Annotated in this window: 23 protein-coding genes; 10 read left to right on the forward strand and 13 right to left on the reverse strand. The window is 51.0% G+C overall.

Annotated features, from left to right (window positions below):
* Nucleotides 1–87 precede the first annotated feature (87 nt).
* The gene (locus L9P87_RS16085) at nt 88–942 is read left to right on the forward strand and encodes a bifunctional transcriptional activator/DNA repair enzyme AdaA (RefSeq protein ID WP_237445783.1); all 855 of its coding nucleotides are present in this window, start codon (nt 88–90) and stop codon (nt 940–942) included.
* 74 nt (nt 943–1,016) lie between these two features.
* Here the strand turns inward: L9P87_RS16085 and L9P87_RS16090 are convergent, their stop codons facing one another.
* Both L9P87_RS16090 and L9P87_RS16095 read right to left on the reverse strand, forming a co-directional pair.
* On the reverse strand, nt 1,017–2,021 hold the full coding sequence (locus L9P87_RS16090) for a Rieske 2Fe-2S domain-containing protein (RefSeq protein WP_237445784.1): 1,005 nt from the start codon (nt 2,019–2,021) through the stop codon (nt 1,017–1,019).
* A 74-nt stretch (nt 2,022–2,095) separates the two neighbouring features.
* Nucleotides 2,096–3,103, reverse strand: coding sequence for a Rieske 2Fe-2S domain-containing protein (locus tag L9P87_RS16095; protein ID WP_237445785.1), 1,008 nt, complete (start codon nt 3,101–3,103; stop codon nt 2,096–2,098).
* A gap of 285 nt (nt 3,104–3,388) precedes the next feature.
* Here L9P87_RS16095 and L9P87_RS16100 point away from each other — a divergent pair, with 285 nt between their 5' ends.
* Genes L9P87_RS16100 through L9P87_RS16110 form a run of 3 tightly spaced genes read left to right on the forward strand, consistent with a single transcriptional unit; the run spans nt 3,389 to nt 5,677 of the window.
* Complete coding sequence (locus L9P87_RS16100) at nt 3,389–4,267, forward strand: SDR family NAD(P)-dependent oxidoreductase (RefSeq protein WP_237445786.1); 879 nt, start codon at nt 3,389–3,391, stop codon at nt 4,265–4,267.
* Between the two features lie 60 nt (nt 4,268–4,327).
* The gene (locus L9P87_RS16105) at nt 4,328–4,948 is read left to right on the forward strand and encodes a TetR/AcrR family transcriptional regulator (RefSeq protein ID WP_237445787.1); all 621 of its coding nucleotides are present in this window, start codon (nt 4,328–4,330) and stop codon (nt 4,946–4,948) included.
* Between the two features lie 51 nt (nt 4,949–4,999).
* A complete protein-coding gene (locus L9P87_RS16110) occupies nt 5,000–5,677 on the forward strand; it encodes a nitroreductase (protein WP_237445788.1) in 678 nt (225 codons plus the stop codon).
* Here the strand turns inward: L9P87_RS16110 and L9P87_RS16115 are convergent.
* The 4 genes from L9P87_RS16115 to L9P87_RS16130 form a co-directional block, all read right to left on the reverse strand.
* Entirely contained in the window at nt 5,674–7,050 is a 1,377-nt protein-coding gene (locus L9P87_RS16115) for an MATE family efflux transporter (protein ID WP_237445789.1), read from the reverse strand. The two genes, L9P87_RS16110 and L9P87_RS16115, sit on opposite strands and share 4 nt — an antisense overlap.
* Nucleotides 7,051–7,172: 122 nt before the next feature.
* Nucleotides 7,173–8,285, reverse strand: coding sequence for a ketoacyl-ACP synthase III (locus tag L9P87_RS16120; protein ID WP_237445790.1), 1,113 nt, complete (start codon nt 8,283–8,285; stop codon nt 7,173–7,175).
* A gap of 137 nt (nt 8,286–8,422) precedes the next feature.
* On the reverse strand, nt 8,423–9,286 hold the full coding sequence (gene hexR / locus L9P87_RS16125; protein ID WP_237445791.1) for a transcriptional regulator HexR: 864 nt from the start codon (nt 9,284–9,286) through the stop codon (nt 8,423–8,425).
* 550 nt (nt 9,287–9,836) lie between these two features.
* On the reverse strand, nt 9,837–11,879 hold the full coding sequence (locus L9P87_RS16130) for an LTA synthase family protein (protein WP_237445792.1): 2,043 nt from the start codon (nt 11,877–11,879) through the stop codon (nt 9,837–9,839).
* Between the two features lie 218 nt (nt 11,880–12,097).
* Between L9P87_RS16130 and uvrD the strand changes: the two genes are divergently transcribed.
* The gene (gene uvrD / locus L9P87_RS16135) at nt 12,098–14,260 is read left to right on the forward strand and encodes a DNA helicase II (protein WP_237445793.1); all 2,163 of its coding nucleotides are present in this window, start codon (nt 12,098–12,100) and stop codon (nt 14,258–14,260) included.
* 37 nt (nt 14,261–14,297) lie between these two features.
* Nucleotides 14,298–15,440 carry a TRAP transporter substrate-binding protein gene (locus L9P87_RS16140; protein ID WP_237445794.1) on the forward strand — a complete coding sequence of 381 codons (1,143 nt, stop codon included), beginning with the start codon at nt 14,298–14,300 and terminating at the stop codon, nt 15,438–15,440.
* 69 nt (nt 15,441–15,509) lie between these two features.
* On the opposite strand, the gene L9P87_RS16145 is transcribed toward L9P87_RS16140, so the two are convergent.
* The 4 genes from L9P87_RS16145 to L9P87_RS16160 are packed head-to-tail and all read right to left on the reverse strand — an operon-like array spanning nt 15,510 to nt 19,377.
* A complete protein-coding gene (locus L9P87_RS16145) occupies nt 15,510–15,896 on the reverse strand; it encodes an acyl-CoA thioesterase (protein ID WP_237445795.1) in 387 nt (128 codons plus the stop codon).
* Nucleotides 15,897–15,910: 14 nt separating this feature from the next.
* On the reverse strand, nt 15,911–17,287 hold the full coding sequence (locus tag L9P87_RS16150; protein ID WP_237445796.1) for a TRAP transporter large permease: 1,377 nt from the start codon (nt 17,285–17,287) through the stop codon (nt 15,911–15,913).
* Nucleotides 17,287–17,817, reverse strand: coding sequence for a TRAP transporter small permease subunit (locus L9P87_RS16155; RefSeq protein ID WP_237445797.1), 531 nt, complete (start codon nt 17,815–17,817; stop codon nt 17,287–17,289). Before L9P87_RS16155 ends, L9P87_RS16150 begins: the two co-directional genes overlap by 1 nt.
* A gap of 21 nt (nt 17,818–17,838) precedes the next feature.
* The gene (locus L9P87_RS16160) at nt 17,839–19,377 is read right to left on the reverse strand and encodes a M48 family metalloprotease (protein ID WP_237445798.1); all 1,539 of its coding nucleotides are present in this window, start codon (nt 19,375–19,377) and stop codon (nt 17,839–17,841) included.
* 91 nt (nt 19,378–19,468) lie between these two features.
* Here L9P87_RS16160 and L9P87_RS16165 point away from each other — a divergent pair, with 91 nt between their 5' ends.
* From L9P87_RS16165 to sthA, 4 genes are all read left to right on the forward strand, one after another.
* A complete protein-coding gene (locus L9P87_RS16165; RefSeq protein WP_237445799.1) occupies nt 19,469–19,930 on the forward strand; it encodes a DUF4265 domain-containing protein in 462 nt (153 codons plus the stop codon).
* Between the two features lie 60 nt (nt 19,931–19,990).
* Nucleotides 19,991–20,758, forward strand: coding sequence for a peroxide stress protein YaaA (yaaA, locus tag L9P87_RS16170; protein WP_237445800.1), 768 nt, complete (start codon nt 19,991–19,993; stop codon nt 20,756–20,758).
* A gap of 156 nt (nt 20,759–20,914) precedes the next feature.
* A complete protein-coding gene (locus L9P87_RS16175) occupies nt 20,915–22,054 on the forward strand; it encodes an enoyl-CoA hydratase/isomerase family protein (RefSeq protein WP_237445801.1) in 1,140 nt (379 codons plus the stop codon).
* 36 nt (nt 22,055–22,090) lie between these two features.
* Nucleotides 22,091–23,482: a Si-specific NAD(P)(+) transhydrogenase gene (gene sthA, locus L9P87_RS16180; RefSeq protein WP_237445802.1), complete on the forward strand. Its 1,392-nt coding sequence runs from the start codon at nt 22,091–22,093 to the stop codon at nt 23,480–23,482.
* Nucleotides 23,483–23,539: 57 nt separating this feature from the next.
* Here the strand turns inward: sthA and L9P87_RS16185 are convergent, their stop codons facing one another.
* From L9P87_RS16185 to L9P87_RS16195, 3 genes are all read right to left on the reverse strand, one after another.
* Nucleotides 23,540–24,082, reverse strand: coding sequence for a chalcone isomerase family protein (locus L9P87_RS16185; RefSeq protein WP_237445803.1), 543 nt, complete (start codon nt 24,080–24,082; stop codon nt 23,540–23,542).
* A 76-nt stretch (nt 24,083–24,158) separates the two neighbouring features.
* The gene (ubiA, locus tag L9P87_RS16190) at nt 24,159–25,031 is read right to left on the reverse strand and encodes a 4-hydroxybenzoate octaprenyltransferase (RefSeq protein ID WP_237445804.1); all 873 of its coding nucleotides are present in this window, start codon (nt 25,029–25,031) and stop codon (nt 24,159–24,161) included.
* Nucleotides 25,032–25,178: 147 nt separating this feature from the next.
* A complete protein-coding gene (locus L9P87_RS16195) occupies nt 25,179–25,766 on the reverse strand; it encodes a chorismate--pyruvate lyase family protein (RefSeq protein WP_237445805.1) in 588 nt (195 codons plus the stop codon).
* Nucleotides 25,767–25,906: the final 140 nt, after the last annotated feature.

Here is a 25,906-nt window from a genome sequence, read left to right on the forward strand (position 1 = left end):
CCCGATAACATCAGGCCGCAAGTTTCGGGTCGCCCTCTGTCGGCGTTCGGCTTACACTGGGTATTCTTTTATTAAGATCCTTGCCCCATGAACCCGCAACATCGTAACTACCAACGGGTGGCTGCTGCCATCAGTTATTTACAGCAACATGTGATTGAGCAGCCCAGCCTCGAACAGCTGGCCGAGGTGGTGCATCTGAGCCCGTTTCACTTTCAGCGTTTGTTCAGCGACTGGGCCGGCGTGAGCCCGAAGAAATATTTACAGTATCTCAGCGTTGAATATGCCAAGGGTTTATTGGCCGAACAGCACAGCCTCTTCGAGACAGCCTATCAGACCGGCCTCTCCGGCACCGGCAGATTGCACGATTTGTTTGTCAGTATCGAGGCCATGACGCCCGGCGAATTCAAGCGCGGCGGCCTCGACCTAGCCATCGATTATGATTTTGTTGCAACCGGCTTTGGTCGGGTCTTGGTGGCTTCGACCAGCAAGGGTGTATGCTACTTGGCCTTTGTCGACGAGGCCATTGAGGAGGATTCTCAAGCTGTGGATAAACTGCGTCAGCGTTACCCGACAGCGCGACTGGAGGCGCGTCAGACGGCTTTGCAGCAGCAAGCGGTGGCGGCCATCAGTCAGTTATCCCAGCCCGGTCAGCAGCCGTTAAAGCTGCATCTTAGCGGCACGCCGTTCCAGCTCAAGGTATGGCAGGCGTTGCTCAAAATCCCCCTTGGTCAATTGACCAGTTATGGCAGCATTGCCAATGAAATCAATCGCTCCAGCGCTGCACGCGCCGTCGGCACGGCGATAGGTGCCAACCCGGTGGCGCTGTTAATCCCCTGTCATCGAGTAATACAACAGAGCGGTGTGAGTGGTAGCTATCGCTGGGGCGGCGAGCGCAAGGCGGCGCTGATCGGCTGGGAGGCGGCCTGTTTAGGCAGTGATTAAGCCGCTGGGGATAAAACTGGGGACATAAAAAACCGGTCGGCCAATGGCGAACCGGTTTATATTGACGGTGAACACTAGCCGGCGACGATTTTTATTTTATCGCTGTCAGCATAAAATTGCTTAAACCATTTTCGGTATTGAGCAATCGGGCCGTCACCATCACAGAGGATCGGGTCGGCCTGATAAATCTTGTGCTCCCAGATCGGGATATCGTCTTCCACATCGCTGGCAATCTTATCCATCAGGCCATCGGCCATCATGATTTGATCGTCCCGTTGCCCTTTGCGCTGAGTAAAGGCGAAGGTCATGCTCATGGTCTGGCTGTCGATCGGTGTGATCAGGCCTACCATCAGCGTATAGAACAGGCCGTTAAAAGTCTGCCAGGTTTGACCGGGGCCGCAGTTGGAGGTTTCGAGCACCGAATCGATATATTCGTCGCGGTTAACATTGCCCTGTTCATCCACTACCTGGGTCCGCATATCGAAGCGGGCTGAGCGGCGATGACCGTCGAGAGTGACCTCACCCTGGGGCATTTCATCGGAGTTATGCACATAGATGAAGTGGGCGGTATCGGCGGCGTTTTCGGCGGTTTCTTGTACTGTGGTGTTAATTGTCCAGTTGAAGCGCTTGAACTCGCTCCAGTCTTCGCCGTGTGCTTCCAGCTCGGGGAGTCTGGCAACGTCAAACAGTGGCTCGACACGATCCGGATGATACCAGACCCAGATAACGCGGTTGGCCTCGATCACTGGGTATTGAAATAAGCACTGCTGGCCTGCGGCCTTGGGGGGAATATTTTTAGCGTAGGGAATCGAGTCGACCTTGCCATCGCCATCGAACTGCCAGTGGTGGAAGGGGCAGCGAATATTATCGCCAACGACTTCGCCGCCGTGGCCTAAGTGGGCACCGAGGTGAGGGCAGAAGGCCTCGCTGACGTGGGCGACGCCATCATCGCCGCGATACAGCACAATATCCTGGCCGAAGTATTTTAATGGCTTAACATCGCCGATGGCGAGGTCGTCGGTAAATCCGACACCGTACCAACCGAAGGGCACGGGAAAGCTGTAACGTTGATCACTCATGGGTATTCCGTTGTTATTATTGTCTGCGTGAGAGCAAAAAGCCGCTGTCGATAACGCAGCGGCCTGTTGCTCGATTAGGCGGCGGAGATGATTTTCTCTTTGTCGCCGTCGGTATAGAAGCGTTTAAACCACTTGCGATACTGGGCGATGGGACCATCACCGTCACACAGGATGGGGTCTTCTTGGTAGATTTTGTGTTCCCAGATTGGGATGTCATCCTCCACGCCGCTGGCAATCTGCTCGTTCATGCCGTCGGCCATTACCTGTTGCATCTCAGATTGTTCCTTACGCTGAGTAAAGGCGAAGGTCATGCTCATGGTTTGGCTGTCGATCGGTGTGATCAACCCGACCATCATGGTGTAGAAAATACCGCTGAAGGTCTGCCAGGTCTGGCCCGGGCCATTGTTGGCCGTTTCCAACACGCTGGGAGTGAACTCGGTTTCGCTCATGCTGCCATCGGCATTCATTGCCGGCGTCATCATTTCGAAGCGCGCGGCGCGCTGGGCGCCGTCATACACTACCTCGCCCTCGGGCATGGTGTCTGAATTATGAACATAGAGGAAGTGGGCTAAATCGGCAGCGTTCTCAGCCGTTTCCTGCACTGTCGTGTTAATCGTCCAGTTATAAGTTTTAAACTCGGTCCAGTCGTCGCCCTGCTCTTCCAGTTCGGGATGCTTCACCACATCAAACAATGGCTCGACGCGATCGGGATGGTACCAGGCCCAAATAACTCTATTGGCCTCAACCACAGGGTATTGGAACAGGCACTTCTTACCGGCGGCCTTGGGGGGAATGTTCTTGGCGTAGGGAATCGAGTCGATCTTGCCTTCGCCATCAAACTGCCAGTGGTGAAAAGGGCAACGAATATTATCGCCAACGACTTCGCCGCCGTGACCCAGGTGGGCGCCTAAGTGAGGGCAGAAAGCCTCGCTGACCCGAGCGACACCGTCTTCACCGCGGTAAAGCACGATATCCTGACCAAAGTATTTTAACGGCTTAACATCACCGATGGCGAGATCGCCGGTGAAGCCAATACCATACCAACCATAGGGAACCGGGAACTTATAGCGTGGTTGAGTCATTTCTCTCTCCGAGTCTGCAAATTGTTATTACTATTTATTGTTATTGTCAGTTAGTCGATATACAGCGTTTTGATGTTGGTGGCCGCTCTGGCTTGCCAAGTTTTGATAAACGATGTAAAAAAGGTAACAGATGTGTAAATATAAATACAAGTCTACCTTCTCGTCAACATCCGGAGGGCGAGATAAACTGATTTACCCTAATGATTTTGGGGTTATTACCAAAAAATAATAAAAACACTCGGTGCCCGTTCCGTGTCCCGACCAGCGTTAATAAGGAAAGAGTTTATGCAAGATTTCAATAACAAGGTGGCTGTGATTACCGGCGGCGCCAGCGGTGTTGGCCGCTCTATTGCGTTTAAATTGGGGGCCGAGGGTGCCAAGGTCGTTATTGCCGATATCGATCAGTCCGCCTTGGATAAGACAATTGTCGAGCTTGCCGACGCCGGTATTGAGTCGATTGCCGTCCGTGCCGATGTCACCAGCCAAGAGTCCTTAGAGGCATTGGCCGATGCTGCAATAGCCCGCTTTGGCGCTATTCATCTGATGTTTGCCAACGCCGGTATCAGCTCTGGCGAGGGTGGCAATATGTGGGAATACAACAAAAACGATTGGAACTGGGGCTTTAATGTTAACACCTGGGGGGTAATCAACAGTATTAACGCCTTTATCCCTAGGCTGATTGCCCAGGATCAAGAGGCCCATTTTATCATTACCGGCTCTGGCAATGGCGCCATGATTATGCTGCCTGATCAGCCCATATACACCGCCACCAAGGCGGCGGTCATGGCCATTACCGAGACCTTGCACTTTCAACTGCAGGCTCAGGAATCGAAGGTTAAGGTCAATGCCTTGTTCCCCGGCCCGCACGTGGTCGATACCGGTATCTTCGACTCCGATCGTGTTCGTCCTGAAGATCTCCCCGTCGATGTGAACAAGATTGACTCGGGCATTCACAGCGTCGAGGACATGAAGAAAATCATGAAGGAGTACGGCATGGAATTGCAGACCACGCACCCTGACCACGTGGCAGATAACGCCCTGCAAGGCCTCCGTGATGAGAAGTTCTGGATTGTCGAATTCAGCGAGAAAACCGCGGCGGCGATTGCCGAGCGCGCGCAGAATATTCTTAATCGTGTCACGCCAGTGCCACCCAACACCCTGTAATGGGTTAATATATACCGCCCTGTTGGGGGCGGTATACCAGCGATTAATTAAGGAGCCTCTGTGTCGACGCTAGCTGAAGTAGAACCAACGCGCCGTGAGCGCAGAAAACTCGAGGTACAGGCGAAGATTACCGAGGCTGCGGCGGCATTATTTGCCCGCAGCGGCTGTGACGATATTACCGTCGAAGAGATCTGTGAGCAGGCCGATGTGGCGCGTAAAACATTTTATAATTATTTTCAAAGCAAGCAGCAGCTGATTCATTTCTTAAGCCAGTCGGTGCTGACCGATGAGCCTCGGCAAACAATGGATGAGGCAATAGCCACTTTTGCCACAACCGCCGAACGCCTGGGTTATTTCTTTTCCCATATGCGGACCAAGTTAGTGGAATATCGCGAGCTGGAGCGGACTTTAATCCTCCATTCGATGTTTCAATTATCTGAAAACGCCAGCTCAGGTGGCAGTCAAATTATGGCCCAGAACAGCGTCATTCTAGAGCTTTATCAACAGGGTTTGGTGCTGGGCGATATCAATACCGACTTTGCCATCGACTTTCTTGCTGAAATCACAGTAGGTAGCATTAACTCAATTATTATCAACTGGATACATACAGATGATTACCCATTGGTGGAGCGGCTCAACGAGCTTGAACGCTATGTAAAAGCCGTTGTATGCCGTCCCTGAGTCGATCTTTAAGCAAATTTGTTCAACAATAAACAGCAGTGGATAAGTGGTATGAGTCAACAACAAGCCAATGTTTTTAATGACATTATCAAGAGTCGTCATTCCGTCAGAGGGTTTCAGCAACAGGCTGTGGATAATAAGCTGTTAACGGCTATTTTCACCACCGCTCAGCAGTCGCCATCGAACTGCAATACCCAGCCCTGGCAGGTCTTTGTTGCCAGTGGCGAGAGAACCAATAACCTGCGTCATCAGCTGTCGACCGCGATGATGCAAGGCGAGATGGATATGGACTTCCCCTTCGACGGCGTCTATCGCGATGAGTACAAACTGCGCCAGCACGAGGCTGCTGCTCAGCTGTATCATGCCATGGGTATTACCCGTGAAGACAAGGCAAAACGGGGTGAGGCATTTATGCGTAACTTTGCCTTCTTCGATGCCCCCCACGTGGCCTTTCTATATTTGCATCAAGATTTCGGCATTCGTGAGGCGGCAGATCTAGGCATGTATGCGCAGAGCCTGATGCTGTCCATGCAGGCTAATGGCGTTGGCTCCTGTCCGATGACAGCCCTCAGTTTTCATGCCGACAAGGTCAGGGCAGAGTTGGATGTGCCGGAGCAGTACAAGCTGCTTTTCGGTATCGCCTTTGGCTATGAGGACCCCGACCACCCGGCCAATGGCTGCCGTGTTGAGCGCGCCCCGCTGGAGCAGGTGGTTCACTTCCGAGACTAGTGTATGGATGAGATCTGGTGGCTGCGTTGCTGTAGATCCCGCCACAGTAGCCACGCGACCGGTATGGCAATAATCAGGTTGGATAGCGGCAGTGCCAGCCAGATACCATCCAACCCCCACAGTAAGGGCAGTACCATCAAGACTGGGATTTGTACGGCGATATTGCCGCCGTTAACCCACATGGCAATCTTGGTCTTGTGGATGGCCTGAAAGTACACGCCACAGATAAAAATCAAGCCGTCTAAAAACATCAGTATCAAATGCAGTCGTAGCCCGTTGACGGTCTCCTCGATGAGAGCCTGATCGTCGTTGTTAAATATATGGGTAATACCGTAAGGCATCAAATTAGTGATGATGACAATGACAATGCCGGTGCCCAAGGCGATGGCCATGGCCATCTTGATGGTGGCAATCACCCGGTGCTGCTGGCCGCTGCCCTGGTGGTAACTGATGATGGGCTGAATGCCGGTGGCAATGCCTTCGGCCAGATAGCCGTAAAAGGCAAAAAAGTACGACACAATAGAGAACGCCGCCACCGCAACGACGCCGCCGTGATGCATAAACAGAGCGTTGTGCACAATCATGAAGAAGATGAAGTAGCCAAACATCATCAGACTGGGCATGCCGGCAGATAAAATGGTTTTGCAAGTCTCGGCGTCAGGGCTGAGGTCGGCGCTGGTAAAGGGGATTGGCCAGTCGGGGCGGGTAATATAATACAGACACAGTAGGCAGACCGTGCCCTGGGCAATAATCGTGGCCAGAGCGGCACCGCTCAGGCCCATATCGAGTAGCACAATCAGGTAGAAGCCGACCACCAGGTTGATCACTGCGCCGAGCACCATAATCCAGGTGGTGATTGAGGGTTTGTCACCGTTGCGCAGTATCAGCGGCAGCGCGCCGTTGGCCAGCAACACGATTGATGATATCGAAAACACATTCATATAGTCGATGCCATTCTGCAGAGTGGCGTCGGCGGCGCCCATCAGGGCGATCAGATAGGGGCTGGCAAAGAACACCACCGGCCCGAGTATCAGTGAGGCCAGCAGCAGTAGGCCGAAGACGTTACCGATCGCCTGACCGGCGGCGGCGGGGTTGTTGGCACCCCGGCGCAGGCCGATCAGCGTGCCAGCTCCCATACCGATCATCATGCCGACGCCGATTAGAAAGCCAAACAGTGGCCAAGCCAGACTGACGGCGGCGAGACCTTCTGCACCAATGGCGTGGCCAATCAGAATGCCATCGACAACGGCATAGATACCGTTGACTACCATGGCGGCGACGGCAGGGGTGACATAGGTGAAGAACAATCGTTGGTTTGACGCGGTCTCCATCACGCTGTCGGCGATGGGGGTGGCGTTAGCGGTAATGGGCATGACTGCAACCAGGGCTTAAGGTGTATTGGGTCGAGAGTATAAGGGGTTGATTGCAGTAGCGAGCGCACATAGAGATTATATGCCGACAGTAAAGAAGATTACTGTCGGGGCACTACGACAGGCTAAGCCTTGGGCGAGCGGGCGAAGTTAACCGTGCCTTCAGCGGTTGCCTTTAAGCAGCCGTCGATGGCGGTTTGAATCAGTTCGGTGGCGGTCTTATCGCAGGGGGGTAGCTCGTCATCGATGGTGTTGATTGGAGTGACACGGTCGCCCCACTTAATAACCATGCCGGCATAGGTCAGACCGGCGCCAAAGGCCGCGGTCAAGATGTTACTACCGGGCTGAACACGGCCCTGTTCCACGGCCTCGCAGAGGGCAATGGCGACGCTGGCGGCGGAGGTGTTACCGTATTTTTCGATATTGACCATCACCTTATCCATGCTGACACCCATCTTCTTGGCCAGGGTCTGAATAATACGGAGATTGGCCTGGTGGGGCACAATGACATCGATATCATCACCGCTGAGACCGGCGCTTTCCAGCGCCGAGGTGCAGGCACCGTTCATGCCGTTAATGGCGCGTTTGAAAATCTCTGGGCCTTCGAAGGCAACGTTATAGCAAGCACTGGTGTGGAAGCGGTCGACATAGGTGCCGGGCCCTTGAACCTCGAGAATGTCACGCTTCTCGGTGTCGCAGCCGAGCTTGGAGGCAATCATGCCTGATTTTTCGGTGCTGGCTTCTAAGACTACAGCGCCGGCGCCATCGCCAAACAGCACGGCACTGGCACGGTCTGCCCAGTTGATGAAATAGTTGAGCCGGTCGGCGCCAATAACAACAGCGCGTTGGTTGCTGCCGTTTTGAATCAGTGCTGTCGCCATCTGAATGCCATAGAGAAAGCCGGTACAGGCAGCGTTTGAGTCGAAGGCTGCGGCTTGATGGGCACCAATGTTACGCTGAACTGCGGAGGCCGTATTGGGGATGAGACTGTCGCCACTGGCAGTACAGAGAATCACTAAATCGATATCGCTACCCTGTAAACCTGCGGCGGCAATGGCTCGCTTAGCGGCTAGGGTGGCCAGTTCAGAGAGTTGCACATGGGTTACTCGTCTCTCTTCAATGCCGGTGCGAGAAACAATCCACTCATCAGTGGTCTCGACAAAGTTGGAAATTTCAGCGTTGGTTAAAACGGTTGGCGGTACACATTTACCCCAGCCGGTGATTTTGGCGTAAGTCATGTTGATACTCGATACTGGTGAATAGGATGATGACATATTTGTATGCGATATTAGCATAGTTAACATCAAATCGGTGTTGATATTTACAGTCGTCAAGATTGTCTTGTCGGCGCAGTGGTTGTTGGCGTCAGACCTTGTCAGCGCTGGTGTTTAGGCTGGATGCGCAGTGGCTGCAGCCCCGATTTAATCTTTTTCAAATGGTCGGTTAGTTCCGCGCCACGTGACTTGGCAACGCCAACGGCGAGGATGTCGATTATCGATAGATGGGCAATCCGCGATGATATCGGGGTGAAGATCTCGGTGTCCTCATCGACATCGATAAAGATAGGAATGTCGGATTTGCTCGATACAGGTGTGCCGCTGGGTGACAGTGAAATCACCGTGGCGCCAGCCTGCTGCGCCAGGGCAATTGAATCGATCAAGGCCTGAGTTCGGCCAGTCTGTGATATTGCCACCACCACATCTTTTTCGCCCAGGCTGAGTGCTGACATGGTCTGAATATGTGCATCGGAGTAGGCGGCTGAAACCAATTGCAGGCGGAAAAACTTATGCTGGGCATCTTGGGCGACTGAGGACGAGCCGCCAAAGCCATAAAAGTCGACTCGGTTGGCCTTGCTCAGTGCGGTAATCGCTTGATCCAGCGCCTGTGGGTCGATGGCATCTCTGACCCGGGTCAGAGTTTCGATGGTGGCATCGATAACCTTGGCCGAGTAGGTCTTGATCGAATCGTATTCCTCGACGGTGTATTCGACAAAGCTGGGGGCCGATGCCAGTTGCTGGGCCAGTGCCAGCTTGAAATTCTGAAAACCATCACAGCCAATGGCCCGGCAGAAGCGTACCACAGTTGGTTCGCTGACATGGGCTTCCTGGGCGAGGTCTACGATCCGCATATGAATAATGTCCTGCGGCTTACTGAGCACGTACTCGGCGACTTTACGCTCAGATCGGCGCATATTCTCCATATTACTATCGATGGCGTGCAGTAGGTTGGTAGATCTCACAACGGCTTCCCAGTATTTGTAATCGAGTGATCGGCATCAATCTGCTGATGCAGCCTATTGTATCAGCATCCAAGGTGAAACACAGTTTTGCCAAGAAAATAGCTAACCATATGAAATCATTAGCTATGTATATTTTTTGCACACCGGGGTGTTTATGGTGTTTATTTGCTTGTTTTTTGATCGTTTTTTACGGATTTTTGTTTTTATAAATTTTTTATTTTTGTTTTTATTTTGGTTTTTTGTTGATTGGATTAATTGATTTTTTATTAAAAAAATAGTTTATTGTATTTTTTGTTTGTTAAATATTTTAATCGTAAAGCAATTTATGTCTATTATTTTTTGAATAAAATCTATAATTCTTTGGTTTTTATAATATATTTTTTATAAAATAATATTTTTTTTGATATCTAATAATAGTCAATTTAAAGTTTTATATTAATAATTTAATTTATTCTATTTAATATGTTTTTTTTCGCAGGTTTTGGCGTAATGGCGGTTAATGTGGTGTTGCTCGCGGACGGGCTGGCGTTTGGCCGCGAGCACGCCGGGGTTAAGCTTCCATATCGTGGCCCGTCTTCCGTTCGTTAAGGCAGAGAATAGCGGTTTGCAAGAAGGATCCCAGCTGTTGGTAGCGCGGGTCGCCCGTCGCATCCTTGCTGAGTAGTTCATCTCCAGGGGGGAAGCCTAGGTCAATGCGGTAGCACTCTGGGGTGATGTCGGCGCCTTTGACGACGATTTCATTGCCTCTGACCATGGCAACAGTTTTGTCGCTGCCGGAGGGCTTCATCATCGCATAGCCAGGGTCATCATCGGCCAGATCAAAGACATTACGCCCCCAGCCAGCCTGCACAAAGGGTTTGCCCAGTAAGCTGACGGCAGTATTGGCCATATCGAGCTGTGAGCAGGTCTTGTCAAAGACTTTGCCTACCTTGTTCTGAATACCCGGTGCGATAAACAACGCAGGCACATGAAAACTCTGCAGATTGATGGAGGAGACCTGACCCGGAACGCCAAAGCCATGATCGGCCAGCACCACAAACAAGGTGTTGTTATACCAAGGTTTGGTCTTGGCCTGCTCAAAGAATTTACCCAGCGCCCAGTCGGAATAACGCATGGCCGTCAGGTGTTTATTGAGGCCGCCAAATTCGGTGACATCATCGACCGGCAGTTGCTCTGGCAGGGCATAAGGCAGGTGGTTGGACAGTGTTTGCAATAAGCCATAAAAAGGCTTGCCCTGGTCGTGCAGCAGATCGAGCTCTTCTACGGAGCGGTTGAACATGTCTTCATCGCAGACGCCCCATGTCTTGTCTTGAAAGACTGGGTTGACGTAATCATCGCGTCCAATAAATCGGTTCATACCCTGGGCGCCGAAGAAGCCCTGCTGGTTGTCCCAGGCAAAGTCGCCGTTATAGACAAAGACGCTGTTGTCATATCCCATGCCGGTCATGATTGCGGGCAGGCCAGAAAACATGCCGGAACCTGCGGGTTGCTGCATCAAATACTCGGTGTCAGGCAGATTGGGAAAGCTGGAGAAGGTGCCAAACATACCTTGATGGGTGTGGGTGCCGACGGAGAACATATGGCGGCATAGGCAGCCATCCTCAGCCAGCTTATCGAAATAGGGGGTAATGTTGCCCGGGGCCCCTTGGGCGCCGACAAAGCGTGAGGTGAAACTCTCCATGAGAATGAAGACAATATTATCGACGCCGTCGAGCTTTGGCCCCTGCGGTGTTGTTTTGCGCAGCAGTGGCGAATTGTTCGGGGCGAGTAACTGGTCTGCGGGTTGAAGCACAAGCTGGCGGGTAATATCGAGGGCTTTATCCCGGTCACTGAAGCGCATCCAATCCTTGGCGGCATCGTTTTTCCCCCAGCCCTGCCAGGCCTTGAACAGGGTCATAATGCCGTTGATGCCAAGGTGGTTGGCGAATAGATAGTCGGTGGTAAAAGCGTCACCCCAGCGCAGGGGTGCGCCCTGACGCAGGGTGCCACGGGCGCCGAGTACCAGCAGGCAGAGGGCAGCAAAGGCCAGCGGTATTCGCCAGGCATAATTCACCATTAGGCTGTCGGTGGCATGGCTGTAATTATGCATGGTAATCATATTGATCTCATTAACAGCAATGTATTCTTGCAGGCCAATGACCAATGTCGCGACGGTAAAGGCCAAGACTGGGCCGCCTGCTAATACCATGCTGATAACAGTCTTGGTATCCTCGCTGAGGTACTGAATAACAATGCTGTTCAGTCGTGCCTGGAACTCGCGATAAAACTCCGCCTCAACCAAAAGCAAGAGGCTGGCGATCAACAGAGTGACCAGCAAATAGCCCAGCCAGATACCGCGAAAACTCAGTCCGTTGGGAAGCAGCAGGCCAAACCACAGCGGCAGCATTAGTACCGAGGCAATCTGTAAATCGAAGCGTAAGCCGTTGCGAAAACCGGCGATAATGGCGCTGCGAGGAACATCGGCAGCACAGCCACGGTTCCAGAATAAAAGTATGCAGCGGCCAATGGTGAACAGCACCATGAAAAGGCACAGCGCCAAGAGAATAAAAGTGAGGTCGGAGACCAGCCCGGGGGCGGATATAAATTGCATCATAAAGCAGCTTTTTCAGTGTCGAGAAGTTTTTTTAAGGAATGTTTCTTAGTTAGAATCTAAACGGAAAAGTTCTAAGAAGATAGGAAGTGGTAACGATAACCGGAAAAACATTGCCGAGAATGCAAATATCTGTATATACATACAGCAAAGCTGTGATTAAATAATCGTGCTTTGCCTGTATAATCACCTCAACTTTAACCAGTAGACCAAACTGCCCTATGACAGACTTACTCGCCTCATTGAATGAAGCACAGCGTGAAGCTGTGGCTGCCACCCCTGGGAATCAATTAATTCTGGCCGGTGCCGGCAGTGGTAAGACAAGAGTGTTGGTGCATCGTATTGCCTGGCTATTACAAAATACCGATATTACCCCACACGGTATTATGGCGGTCACCTTTACCAATAAGGCTGCGCGTGAGATGCGAGAGCGCATTGAAGAGGTCTTAGGCTTTCCGGCCAGGGGTATGTGGGTTGGTACTTTTCACGGTTTGGCCCACCGCCTTTTAAAGGCGCACTTTAAAGATGCCAAGCTACCTGAGAGCTTTCAAATCCTCGATTCCGATGATCAGCTGCGGTTGATTAAAAAATTGGTCAAGCAGTTGAACATCGACGATGAACGCTTTCCGGCCAAGGATATTCAATGGTGGATCAGCGCTCAAAAAGATGAGGGTTTACGGGCTGCCCACATCGAGGCTTATGATCCCCATACGCAAGCACAATTAACCGTTTACAGCGCTTATGAAGAGGCTTGTTTACGGGGTGGGTTTGTGGATTTTGGCGAATTACTTCTGCGCGCCCATGAATTACTGCGCGACAACCAACATCTGTTAGAACACTACCGTCAACGATTCCAATACCTGTTAGTCGATGAGTTTCAGGATACCAACACGATTCAATATGCCTGGCTGCGGTTGCTGGCCGGAGAGACCGGGGCGGTTACAGCTGTCGGCGATGATGACCAGTCGATATATGGCTGGCGCGGTGCCAAGATCGAAAATATACAACAATTTGAACAAGAGTTTAGCAATGTTCGTCGTACCAAGCTTGAGCAGAACTACCGTTCTACCGGCTCGATTCTGACGGCAGCCAATGCTGTGATTGAGAACAATACCGATAGGCTTGGCAAGGAATTGAGGACTGACAGCGGTCCCGGTGAACCCCTGTCTTTGTACACCGCCTTTAATGAGCAGGACGAGGCTCACTTCGTGGTAGAGCGTATTCAGCAGTGGGTTGATAACGGTCATCGACGTGACAGCTGTGCCATTCTCTATCGATCAAATGCGCAATCAAGGGTGTTAGAAGAGGCGCTGATCCGTAACGGCGTGCCCTATCGCATCTACGGCGGTCAGCGATTCTACGATCGTCTCGAAATTAAAAACGCCTTAGCCTATCTGCGTTTGATCATTGGTCGAAATGATGACACGGCGCTGGAGCGTGTCATCAATGTGCCAACTCGCGGTATAGGCGGCAAGACGGTTGATATCGTCCGTGACTTTGCCCGAGATCATGGTTGTTCGATGTGGGAGGCAATGCAGCAGGTGATTCAGCATAAGCTGCTTACCGCCCGTGCCGGTAATGCCTTGATTAGCTTTATGCACTTGATCGACCAAATGGATGAGGCCACCGATGATTTAACCCTGGCCGAGATGGCAGAGCAGGTTATCGAAATGAGTGGGCTAAAAGACCATCATATGAAAGAGAAGGGAGAGAAAGCGCAGGCGCGATTAGAAAACCTCTCTGAGCTGGTCTCTGCTGCCAAGGTATACGACTACGATGACGAGGAACCGACCAGCCCATTGCGCCAGTTTCTCGATGACGCCGCGCTTGATGCCGGTGAACAGCAAGCCGATGAGCACAGTGATAGCGTTCAGTTGATGACGTTACACTCGGCTAAAGGCTTAGAGTTTCCGTTAGTCTTTATGGTGGGCGTCGAGAAAAACCTATTCCCACATAAAATGTCGTTTGATGAACCCGGTCGGTTAGCCGAAGAACGACGGCTCTGTTATGTTGGCATAACTAGGGCGATGGAAAAATTGTATATCTGTTATGCCGAGAGTCGGCGCTTGCATGGCAAGGAGAGTTTTAACGGGCCGTCGAACTTCATCAAAGAAATCCCCAGTGAGGTGATTCAAGAAGTACGCTTACGCACCGAGATCACCCGGCCAACGACTGTTGCCAGTGGCTATGCCAGCCAAGAAGCCGCCAATGATTTAGGGCTCAAAATCGGCCAGCGTGTTTTCCATCAAAAATTTGGTGAGGGTGTGTTGACTGGAGTCGAGGGCAGTGGTGGCAATGCCCGTGTACAGGTAAATTTTGATTATGAAGGCAGCAAGTGGCTGGTGATGCAATACGCTAATCTAAGGCCTATGGACGAGTTTTAGCGACAATAATAAACGTCAACATGAAAAAGATAACGATATGAAGACCCATACAATCAACCGTTCCATGCCGATAGTTATCCTTGGCCTCATCGCCATTATTGTCACCATGGTGGCATACTATGTCAGCAGTGCTGCAATGCAGCAGCAGCGTACTAAACAGGTCTTGGCTGAGCAGCAGACAGAGCAGGTTTATCATTGGAAAATGGTGACAACCTGGCCAAAGAACTTCCCAGGACTTGGCACCTCGGCAGAACTGTTAGCGCAGTGGATAGATCAGGCGAGCGATGGTCGTTTACAGATTACTGTTTATGGCGCCGGTGAAATGGTGCCAGCATTACAGGTTTTTGATACCGTCTCCCAGGGCACTGCTGAGATGGGTCACGGTGCCGCCTATTACTGGAAGGGAAAAATACCTGCCGCGCAATTTTTCTCGTCCGTACCATTTGGTATGACGGCGCAGGAAATGAACGCCTGGTTACACTATGGTGGCGGCATGGAGTTGTGGCGGGAAATCTATCAACCATTTAACCTGATTCCAATGGCTGCGGGTAATACGGGTGTTCAAATGGCCGGTTGGTTTAACCGTGAGATTAATTCTATTGAAGACCTGCAGGGTCTAAAAATGCGTATCCCAGGCCTGGGCGGTGAAATTCTAAACCGAGCCGGCGGTACTGCGGTAAATTTACCCGGTGGCGAGATATTCACCTCATTACAAACCGGTGTGATTGATGCCACTGAATGGGTTGGCCCCTACAACGATCTGTCTTTTGGATTGTATAAGACGGCGAAATATTACTACTACCCCGGTTGGCATGAGCCAGGTTCGACACTGGAGTTGTTGGTCAATAAGCAGGCTTTCGACGCGCTACCGCAAGACCTTCAGCACATTGTCACTGTCGCCACACGGGCAATAAATCAAGACATGCTCGATCAGTATACGGCGCTGAATAACCAGGCATTGAATGAATTGGTCAACCAGCATGGTGTTATCGTCAAGCCATTGCCCGATGACGTGATTGCCAGTTTAAGGGAGATATCGGCGGAGGTTTTTGCCGAGTTAATCGCCGAAGACCCGCAGACTGCAGAGGTCTATCGTTCGTTTAAACAGTTTGCCGACAGCGTCAAAGACTATCACCAGATCAGTGAGCAGGCCTACCTCAACGCCAGAGAGCAACAGTAGGGAACCCGCGATGTTTGCGCGGGGTGTTGGTGAGGGCTGACTCTCACTAACACCCGTTGTTGCTGTGGGTTAAATCGCCCGAGTGCGACCGGTATTATCGATGGCAACGAAAATGAAGGTACCTTCGGTCACTTTATGGGTCACATCCCGGGACGGGTAGGACGCCCAAACCTCGACACTGATTTCCATCGAGCTTTTACCAATAGAGGCGACGGTGCAGTAGCAAGTAACGACGGCACCGACTTTCACTGGCACCATAAAACTCATCTTCTCGATAGACACAGTGGCAATGCGCCCCTTGGCGACCTTGGCGGCCACCACTGAACAAGCCATATCCATTTGCGAAACCAGCCAGCCGCCAAAGATATCGCCGCTGGCGTTGGTGTCTGCTGGCATGGCCATTGTTTGAAGGGCTAACTCGCCGGCAGGTGTCGGGCTTTCGTCGTGGCTGTTCATTTTTATAACCTTTTTTATCCGTAGACAACGCTGGGTAACCAAGTGGCCAGCGCTGGCCAGTAAGCTATGAGTGCTAATAACAGTAGTTGTATCACAATAAATGGCGCAACGCCTCGATAAATATCCGTGGTCGCAACTTGCTCTGGCGCAACGCCGCGTAAATAAAACAGTGCAAAACCAAAGGGCGGCGTTAGAAATGAGGTCTGCAGGTTGAGGGCGATCATAATACCAAGCCAGATGGGGTCGACTCCCATGGCAAACAAGATTGGGCCAACAATCGGCACCACGACAAAGGTGATCTCGATAAAATCGAGAATAAAGCCGAGAAAGAATATCACCAGCATAACAATCAGTACGGCGCTGAAGACACCCCCCTCAAGGCTGGCGAAATAGTCGGTAATCAGTTCGTCGCCGCCGTAGCCCCTGAAGACTAATGAGAAAATAGCCGCGCCGATTAAAATCATGAACACCATGCTGGTAATCTTCAGCGTCTCGGCGGCAACCTGCTGTAACCGTATGATATCCAGTTGTTTCTTATAGAAGGCTAATAGGCTGGCGCCCAGTGCCCCGATACCGGCAGCCTCTGTCGGCGTGGCGGCGCCGGCCAAAATAGAGCCCAATACGACGACGATTAGCAATATTGGAGCGACTACGGTTGCCATCGATATGGTCACCTCGTTGCCGGTATCAGATTGCTCAGTCATAGTGCCGCCTGCCTGATCAGGTTTCAGCTGGGAGAAAATCACCACGTAAATAATATAGAAAACCACCAATAATAGGCCCGGTACAATAGCGCCGACGAATAAATCGCCGACGGAGACCGTATCGGGGCTGTAATTACCGAGGTTGATCTGCGCCTGTTGATAACCGGTAGATAAAATATCGCCGAGCAACACCAGCGCAATTGAGGGCGGGATAATCTGGCCGAGGGTGCCGGTGGCGCAAATGGTGCCGGTGGCAAAGCTGGCGGAATAGCCGCGGCTAAGCATAGTCGGCAGTGATAGCAGCCCCATGGTGACGACTGTGGCGCCGACAATGCCGGTACTGGCTGCCAATAACATACCGACAATAATAACGGCGATTGCCAACCCTCCGGGTTTGTTGCCCAGGCCAGCGGCCATAGCAGTTAATAGCTCTTCGGCAATTTTGGAGCGCTGCAGCATCACCCCCATTAAGATGAACAGTGGCACGGCGATCAGCGTGTTGTTGCTCATGGTGCCAAAGATGCGATTGGGCACGGCGGCCAAGAAACTGGCATCAAAAATACCGCCGGCAATACCGATGGCGGCAAATAACAGTGAGGCACCGCCAAGGCTGAAGGCAACGGGATAGCCCAGCAATAAGACACCGCAGATAAAGGCGAATAAAAATAACGGCATTAATTCAATCATCAGCAGGCCTCTCCATAGTGGCGGCTGAGCAGGCTCATATTTTGTGTAATATCAGCAATGGCCTGCAGTGACACGGTGGCGGCCATCACGGGTATCAGCCCCTTTAACAAGTAAACAAAGGCGAGGCCGCCGGTGTCGCCGGAGCCTTCTTTAATGTGCCAAGAGTCACCGACCAAGCCCAGGCTGGAGAAAAAAATAAAACCGCACATGGGAAGTAGTAGCACGAGGCCGCCAATGCTATTAACCCAAGCTTTTTTCACCGGACTATAGCGGCGATAAAAAATATCGACACGAACATGATTGTCAGTTTTTAATGTGTAAGCCGCACCGAGCATAAAAAAAGTAGCGTGCAGATAAGCGGCACTTTCCTGCAGGGCCACAGAGCCAATATTAAAACCATAGCGCAACACGACTACGCTGCTGACGATAACCATAAGGGCAATGGCAAGCCATGCATTGACCTTGCCGATGGCGTCGGTAAAACTGCCAACCACTGCGCAAAAAGTCGGTGGCTGTAGATTGTTGTTCATGATCAGTCCGTTTTTAGAATTTTATTTCAACTCGGCGCTAATGACGTTGCTGCGATAGTTTTCAAGCTGATTAATGTTGGTGATTTTTTTATTCAAAGCGATATTTTTTTGTTGGCCAGGATTAAGGTTGACTGTTACTTTCTTGATACTGGTGAGCTTACCGTTTTTATACTGTTGAATATTGATTCGAATATTTTTTACTGCGACGTTACCGCGATTACCAATGATAACAAAAAGTTCACCCTGTTGGTTGGCGCGTACATCGCTGGGCAACCAGCTGTCTGGGTTGGTTTTTAAGTCGATCTTCATCAGATAACGTTTGGCCTCTGCACCGGATTCGCCGCCGGCGTTGGCGCTGCTGTTAAAGTAGTTTCGTGCGCTGTTACTATTGCCTGCTGCGAGAGCTAGCTTGCCGAGATTGTTGTTGGCTGCGGCGGTGGGTAGCAACTCATTGCTGCGTTTTAAATCACTATTGGCGCCATGGCTATCCCCCATGGATTTTCGTAACAACCCACGGTTTAAGTAGTGGCTGTAATAGTGATTATTGAGAGAAATTGATTTATCAAATGATTTTAGTGCCGATTTTTTGTTTTTCGAACTTTCATAGGCCATGCCCTGAAGTTCATAAAACAGGCTTTCCTCCGGCTGTTTCTTTATCGCCGTGTTGGCGAAATTGAGGGCTGATTGGCTATTACCTTTTGCCAGCGCGGCAAGGCCTTTGTCGTAAGCTTGGTAGGCAGGTAAATCACGTTTCAGTTTGGCGATGTGGCGCTGATAAATTTCGCGGTTTCTAATATTGCCAGGTGGTAAATCGGCGGCTGTTTTGAGGTTTTCGCTGACTCGTTCCTGCGAGGGGGGGTGGCTGGCAAACAGGCCGGATATGAAGTCGCTCTGTTGGCCACTAGAAAGGCGAACAAAGGTTTTTTGTAATTCGATGGCACCGTTTAAGTCATAGCCAAGTTTCGACATGTAAATCATACCGTAGTGGTCTGACTCTAACTCGGCGCTGCGGCCATACTTGCTGTTGACTAGATTGGCGCCGAGGGCGGCACTGCCCAATATCATATTGGCCTGTTCGTGATCGCTGAGTGCGATGCCGGCGGCGGCGACACCAATGCCGATAACCATCGACCGGTCCATCTGCTGAGCGCTGTGGCGGGCGGCGGCATGTACAATCTCGTGACTGAGTACTGCTGCCAGCTGCGCCTCGTCATCGAGTTCTAACAGCAGCCCGCGGTTGATCGCAATTTTTCCTCCGGGCAGGGCCCAGGCGTTAGGTACAGAGTTGTTGAGGATGACGAATTCGAACGGTAGCTTGCTGCGATCGCTGACGGCGGCGAGTTTGTTGCCAACCTGCTGGACATAAAAAGTCAATTCAGGGTCGAGGTAGTACTGGCCACCTTGAGACTGCTGTGTCGGTAGGTATTGGCTGCGCCCAATATTGAGTTCTTCATCGGCTGAGGTTAGGCTCAGCTCATGGTCACCAGTGACAGGGTTGACGGTGCAGGCGATAAGGCTGGCAAGTGCCATGCTCAGCGTTAAATATTTCCAAGAGCGCATCGAGGCGATACCTTCGTGTGGTTATTTGTTAGAATAGGTATTTGATCTTTGTTATATCTGTGAATAGTAAACATTCGGCGGTAAATTATCTATGAAACAACACGCTATTATTGAGCTGCCTGCCGGTCAGCGCCCAGACGGTAGTCTGGTGATGGAAAAAGTCGCCGTTCGTTATCTAGAGGATGGTCAGGTGGAAATGTTGCATTCCCCGGGCTTTGTTAAAGGCGTTGCCCGCGGCGATTTGCTTACTCTTGGTGATAACGGCTTTGAGGTCACTGTGCGTGCAGGGCTGGTGGCCATTCAAATTTATAAGCGCGAGAATATTGAGCAGCTGGAGCCGAGTTTGACCGAGCAGCTTAAGACGCTCGACGGCCGCCGCGATATTAAGACCGAGCGAGTGTTGGCTTATTCTGTCCCTGCTGAATCTGGCTTTGCCGCGATTGAACAGGTGATGAATGACTTGGCCAAGGCCAACGATGATGTGCAGTGGGTTTATGGCAATGTCTACGACGCCGATGGTGAGCCGCTGAATTGGTGGATGAACGAGAAGTAGTTCGCGGCGTATAGTCGTCGTTAGACACTGTGTGAATAATTGATTTGAGAGCAAAGTCCTATGTTAGTTGTTATCTCCCCCGCAAAAAAACTCGATTATGACGCCGCCCCGGTGACTGAGCAGTTCACCCAGCCTAGGATGTTGGAGGATGCTGCCCAGTTGATAGAACAGCTGCTACCGCTGGCCCCTCACGATGTTTCAGCATTGATGCACATCAGTGACAAGTTGGGCACGCTAAATTATGAGCGTTTTCAGAGCTGGTCTCAGCCGTTTAATAGCGATAATGCCAAGCAGGCACTGCTGGCCTTTCGAGGCGATGTCTACGCCGGTATGGATGCGGACTCATTCAGTGATGACGATTTCAATTTTGCTCAGCAGCATCTGCGACTATTGTCGGGGCTATACGGTTTACTACGCCCGCTCGATTTAATGCAAGCCTATCGCTTGGAGATGGGAACGAAGTTCAGCAATAACCGCGGCAAAAACCTCTATGAGTTCTGGGGCGATAAGATTACCGAGTTGCTCAATCAAGATTTTGCCAGCGAGGGCAGTGAGGTACTGATTAACCTGGCATCGACCGAGTATTTTAAATCGGTCAAGGCCAAGCAGCTTAAGGCTGAGATTATCACCCCGGTATTTAAAGAGCGCAAAGGTGATGACTACAAGGTAGTGGGCATTTACGCTAAAAAAGCACGCGGGATGATGAGTCGGTACATTATTCAAAATCAGCTGGCGCAACCCGAGCAGATCAAGGCCTTCGATGTCGATGGCTATGCCTATAATTCAGCGCTATCGACGGATAAGCAGTGGGTATTTACCCGCGGCTAATGACAACGTTGATCCATCGTACGTTGAGTTGTGTTAACCGGTGCCGATTTTTGCCTGTTGCGCCTACTTATCGCAAATTGTGTTATACACTTAAGCGATAAAAGTAGAATAAAAACAGCCACTATTTCACTCTATCGAGTCTCGCAGGGGGACGATATGCAGCTTTTACCACTGCCGGCGGTGTTAAACGATATTATTGCGACACCAAAGGGTCATATCGGGGTGTTAACCCTCAATAACCCTGAGCGTCTGCACGCCTTAACCGATGAAATGATACAGCTGTTACAACAGGCTCTCGATCAGTGGCGCAGTGATGACAGCATAGTCGCCGTACTGTTGCTGGGTGACGGCCACAAAGCGTTTTGCGCCGGTGGTGATGTGCGTTCGGTACGGGAGAACGCTCAGTTATCCCGCGGTGAATACTGCGAGTACAGTGAGCACTTCTTTGAGGCTGAATACCGCCTCGATTATGCCATCCATCACTACCCCAAGCCGATTGTCGTCTGGGGTGAGGGTATCGTCTTGGGAGGGGGCTTGGGCCTGCTAGCCGGCGCCAGTCACCGTGTTGTCACTCCCAGTAGTCGCCTGGCGATGCCAGAAATTGGTATTGGTCTATTCCCCGATGTTGGTGCCAGCTACTTCCTCAACAATATGCCAGGACGCAGCGGTTACTTGCTGGCCTTAAGCGGTAGTGTATTTGCGGCCTCAGATGCTATCTATGGTGGCCTTGCCGATTACTGTGTGGGCGATGAAAGCCGGGCGCAGTTCATCGAGCAGCTCTATCAGGCATCGTGGGTTGACGTTGCAAAAGATGATAGCGCCGAGAAAAACAGCCTGATACTGTCCGATATTCTATCCACCATGGCCGTCAGCGCTGGCAGTAGCTGGCTGGCGGCAGATCAGCTTGAAATCGATCAGCTCTGTGACGGTGAGGATGAGCTGACTATTATCGAGCAACTATTAAGCTATAACGGTAGTAGTGAAACGTTACTGACAGCGGTCGCCGGTCTGCGACGGGGATCGCCACTGAGCGCGCGTATTATTACCCGTCAATTACTGGCCAGCCGCGGTAAATCCCTATTGGATATTTTCAGTAGTGAGCTTATTCTAGCGACAAACCTGGCCAGCCATGCTGAATTTCAGGAAGGCGTTAGGGCACTGCTGGTCGATAAAGATAAGAATCCGCAGTGGCAGCATCAATCTGTTGTGGCAGTCAGTGAGGATGAACTCAGCGCGGTGTTTACCCCGCATTGGAACTGTTCGCCACTGGAAGATCTTACTAGGCACGATGATTAACATTTATTACAACGATAATTTAGGAAATAAAGCACAATGAGCTATGACTTTGACGCCATTGTTATCGGCGCCGGCCCCGCTGGAGAAAGTGCAGCTATTAATGCTGCTAAACATGGTCGCAGGGTGGCCATTATTGAAGATCGACCACAGGTTGGCGGTGGTTGTACCCACAAGGGCACCATCCCGTCGAAGGCGCTGCGTTCGGCGGTTAAGCAGTTGGTGCGCTTTAATCGTCACCCGTTGTTCCACGAGGGGGTCGACCCGAATTGGTTTGATTTCCCTAAAATCATGAAAAACGTACAGACGGTGATTCGAGAGCAGGTCACTATGCGTGAGCGTTATTATGGCCGCAACCGAATCAAAGTCTTTCATGGCCAGGCCAGCTTTACCGATCAGCATAGTGTGCAAGTTAAGGCGCTGGATGGCGAAAACTTAACGCTGACGACGGAAGACTTTATTATTGCCTGCGGCTCTCGGCCCTATCGGCCTGACAGCATTGATTTTAGTCATGCTCGCGTTTACGACAGCGATACAATTCTGGAGATGGCCCACAACCCGAAGAAGTTAATTATCTATGGTGCCGGTGTCATTGGTTGTGAATATGCTTCGATATTCTCCGGCCTCGGTATGAAGGTGGAGTTGGTCAATAACCGCGAGCGGTTGCTCGAGTTCTTGGATGATGAAATCTCCGATGCGTTAAGTTATCAGCTACGTGATCACGGCGTTATGGTTCGCCACCGGGAAGAGTTTGAAAAGCTCGAAACAACGGATAATAACATTACTCTCCACCTTGCATCCGGTAAGCGTATTGTGGCCGACGCGCTACTGTGGTGTAACGGGCGTAGCGGTAATACCGATACATTAAACCTCGATGTTACTGGATTGACCGCCGACCATCGTGGCCAGCTTAAGGTGAATCAGCGCTATCAGACAGAGATTGATAATATCTTTGCCATCGGCGACGTTATTGGCTGGCCCAGCCTTGCCAGTGCCGCCTATAACCAAGGGCGTTCGGCTGCGGCAGCAGCACGGGGCAAGGAGAATTCTCGTTTTGTTGCCGAGGTGGCAACGGGTATTTATACCCTGCCAGAGATTAGTTCTGTCGGCGCCACCGAGCGTGAGCTAACAGAGAGCAAGATACCTTATGAGGTTGGTCGAGCCTTCTTTAAAGACTGTGCACGGGCGCAAATCAGCGGCTCCAATGTTGGTATGTTAAAGCTGCTGTTCTGCCCAGACAGCTTGAAGTTGTTGGGTATTCATTGCTTTGGTGCCGAGGCGACAGAAATTGTGCATATCGGCCAGGCTATTATGAATCAGCAGGGTGAGGGTAATAGTATTGAATACTTTATCAAAACCACTTTTAACTATCCGACCATGGCAGAGGCTTATCGGATAGCCGCTTTAAATGGCATGAACAGGCTCGACTAAGCAAGGCTCAAAACCAAAAAAACCCGCTATTGCGGGTTTTTTTAACGCTGCTTAACGCTACAGGTCAAGCATGTCTTCACGTAGATCTTCATCGATACCCTGCTCTCCCAGCCAGATACTGAAGAATACATTCTTAAAATCTTTGCCTTCAATAGTCGTCAAAAGTTTACCATTTTGGCTGACGGCAACATTATTATCGCTGTAGCTAAAATCAAGAATGTCACCCTCGTTAACGGGAGCGCTGAGGGCGTCGAGCAATTGTTTGATTTTGTCGTCAATGGCGCTGGTGTCGCCATTGGTGACGGCATCGAAGCCATCGGCGGTGGCGCTGCTAAGTTTTTTGCTATCGATCAGGCCAGAGGTGATTTCGAGCTGAATCGCCATCGGTTTGTCGGCGGTGAAGTCTTTGTCTTCACCATAAAAGGCGGCGTTATACAGCTTGATAAATAGCTTCTTACGAGTGCCATCACCAATTTGTTTCAATTCTGTGCCGGCGACAGTGAGCTGTGCAGGCAGTTTATCACCGGCCAAAGCTGGCGTGCTAAGTGAGGCAGCAGTTAGTGTGGCGGTAAGAAGTAAGGTGCTTAGTGTCTTTTTCATGGTGGCAATTCCCAACTGTTATCTTTGTTATTTATACAACCGTGGAGAAGGCCCACTAGTATAGAGTTGTCGATGATTACATTAAAAAGCCATTAAGTAAAATGCCAATAAATATCGCCATGCCGACCCAGTTATTGTGTAAAAAGGCCTGAAAGCACTTGTCGCGCTGACGGTCCTTGATCAGCCATTGCTGATAGCCGCAGAGCACTGCAGCGGCTAGTAGACCGAGGTAATAGGGGTAGCCGAGGCCAAATTGCTTGCCGGCCATCGCCATGGCGATTAAAAACAATAGCTGTAGAGTGGCGGTAATCACTCTGTCTGCGTCGCCAAATAATACCGCTGTTGATTTGATACCAATTCTGAGGTCATCCTCACGATCGACCATGGCATAGAAGGTGTCATAGACCACAATCCATAGCACAGAGGCGGTGAAAATAAGCCACGCCTCTTTAGGGACGGCCTGCGTTTCGGCGGCAAAGGCCATCGGTACCGACCAGGAGAAGGCGGCACCGAGTACCACCTGTGGCAGGTTGGTAATGCGCTTCATAAAAGGGTAGATCGCCGCCAATGCTGCACCGGCAAAGGATAGGTAGATAGTTGCTTTGTTAGTAAATAAAACCAAAATAAAAGAGATGACACAGAGGCTAACGAATAAAGTGAGCGCCTCTTTCTCATTAATTTTACCTGTCGCTAACGGTCTGTTTTTGGTGCGTTTTACATGGCCGTCGAGGTTTCTATCGGCATAGTCATTAATGACGCAGCCTGCGGATCGCATCAGTAGGCAGCCGAGCAGGAAAATAATGACATTACCAATGCCTGGGCTGCCGTTACTGGCCAGCCAAAGGCTCCACAATGCCGGCCATACCAGCAGGTAAATGCCGATGGGACGGTCGAGTCGAGTGAGGGAAATAAAGTCGGGCAGGCGCTGTTGAATAGTTTGAGATGTCATATTAAGGGCATGGGTATCTGTAAAATATGCAGCCTACTATACGTCAGAAGCCTCTATGATGGCAGGTGCTGATTCATGCCAGGGGAGAAAAAACGGTGTTCTCTAATGCCTGTAGGTCAGTAATCCCGCGATGAATTAACGCTGTGCTTATAGCAAGTCATTGTCAGGGATAAAGCTGGGCAGAAAGATCTCACAGACAAGCAGTGGCTTACCCGATAACTCAAACTTGGAGCGGCGCCCCCATAACAGTTGCTGCCCACGAAACTGGGGTGGGAGGATGTGACTGCTTTTAGCAATCCGGGCAATCTGGAAACTGTGGCGTCGCATCGTCTTATCGTTGAAGAGCCACTGCCCAAGTGGCCGTTCCTGAAGATTTTTTAAGCAACGATAACGTCCTGTTAAGGTGTTGGCGGGAATGACGCTACGGGCAAAGACCCAGGGTTGATCATTGCACATCAGCAGCACTTCACGGATAAGGGCGGCGCGATGGGGAGAAACATTGAGGCTTTGAGCCTCGGACAGAGTCGGTCGCTGCCAGCGCTGACTGACAACTTCAACGCGGAAATTCTGATTGGACGCTTTTATCAGCCGTTGGGTTAACGAGGATTCATTTAACAGCCACTGCCGGGTCTTGCCATCTAAGCTTTCTAACCTAAATTGGCGATAATTGCGCCAACAGTCCGTCTTGGGCTGGTACTTGTATTGGCAATGGTCGTAAAATACTCGCGCATTCATCTTGTAGTGACGCCGTATGGTGTGTCTGTTAATCTCCGCAGTGCTTTGGAGTGATGCGCCAAGTCAATTCGAATGATCATCTAAGTATTAATACTTAGTATTGAGCTGGCATATAAGGCGGAGCATGGGTGATAATAGGA

It is taken from the genome of Sinobacterium norvegicum (genome assembly GCF_923077115.1).
Lineage (GTDB): Bacteria > Pseudomonadota > Gammaproteobacteria > Pseudomonadales > Sinobacteriaceae > Sinobacterium > Sinobacterium norvegicum.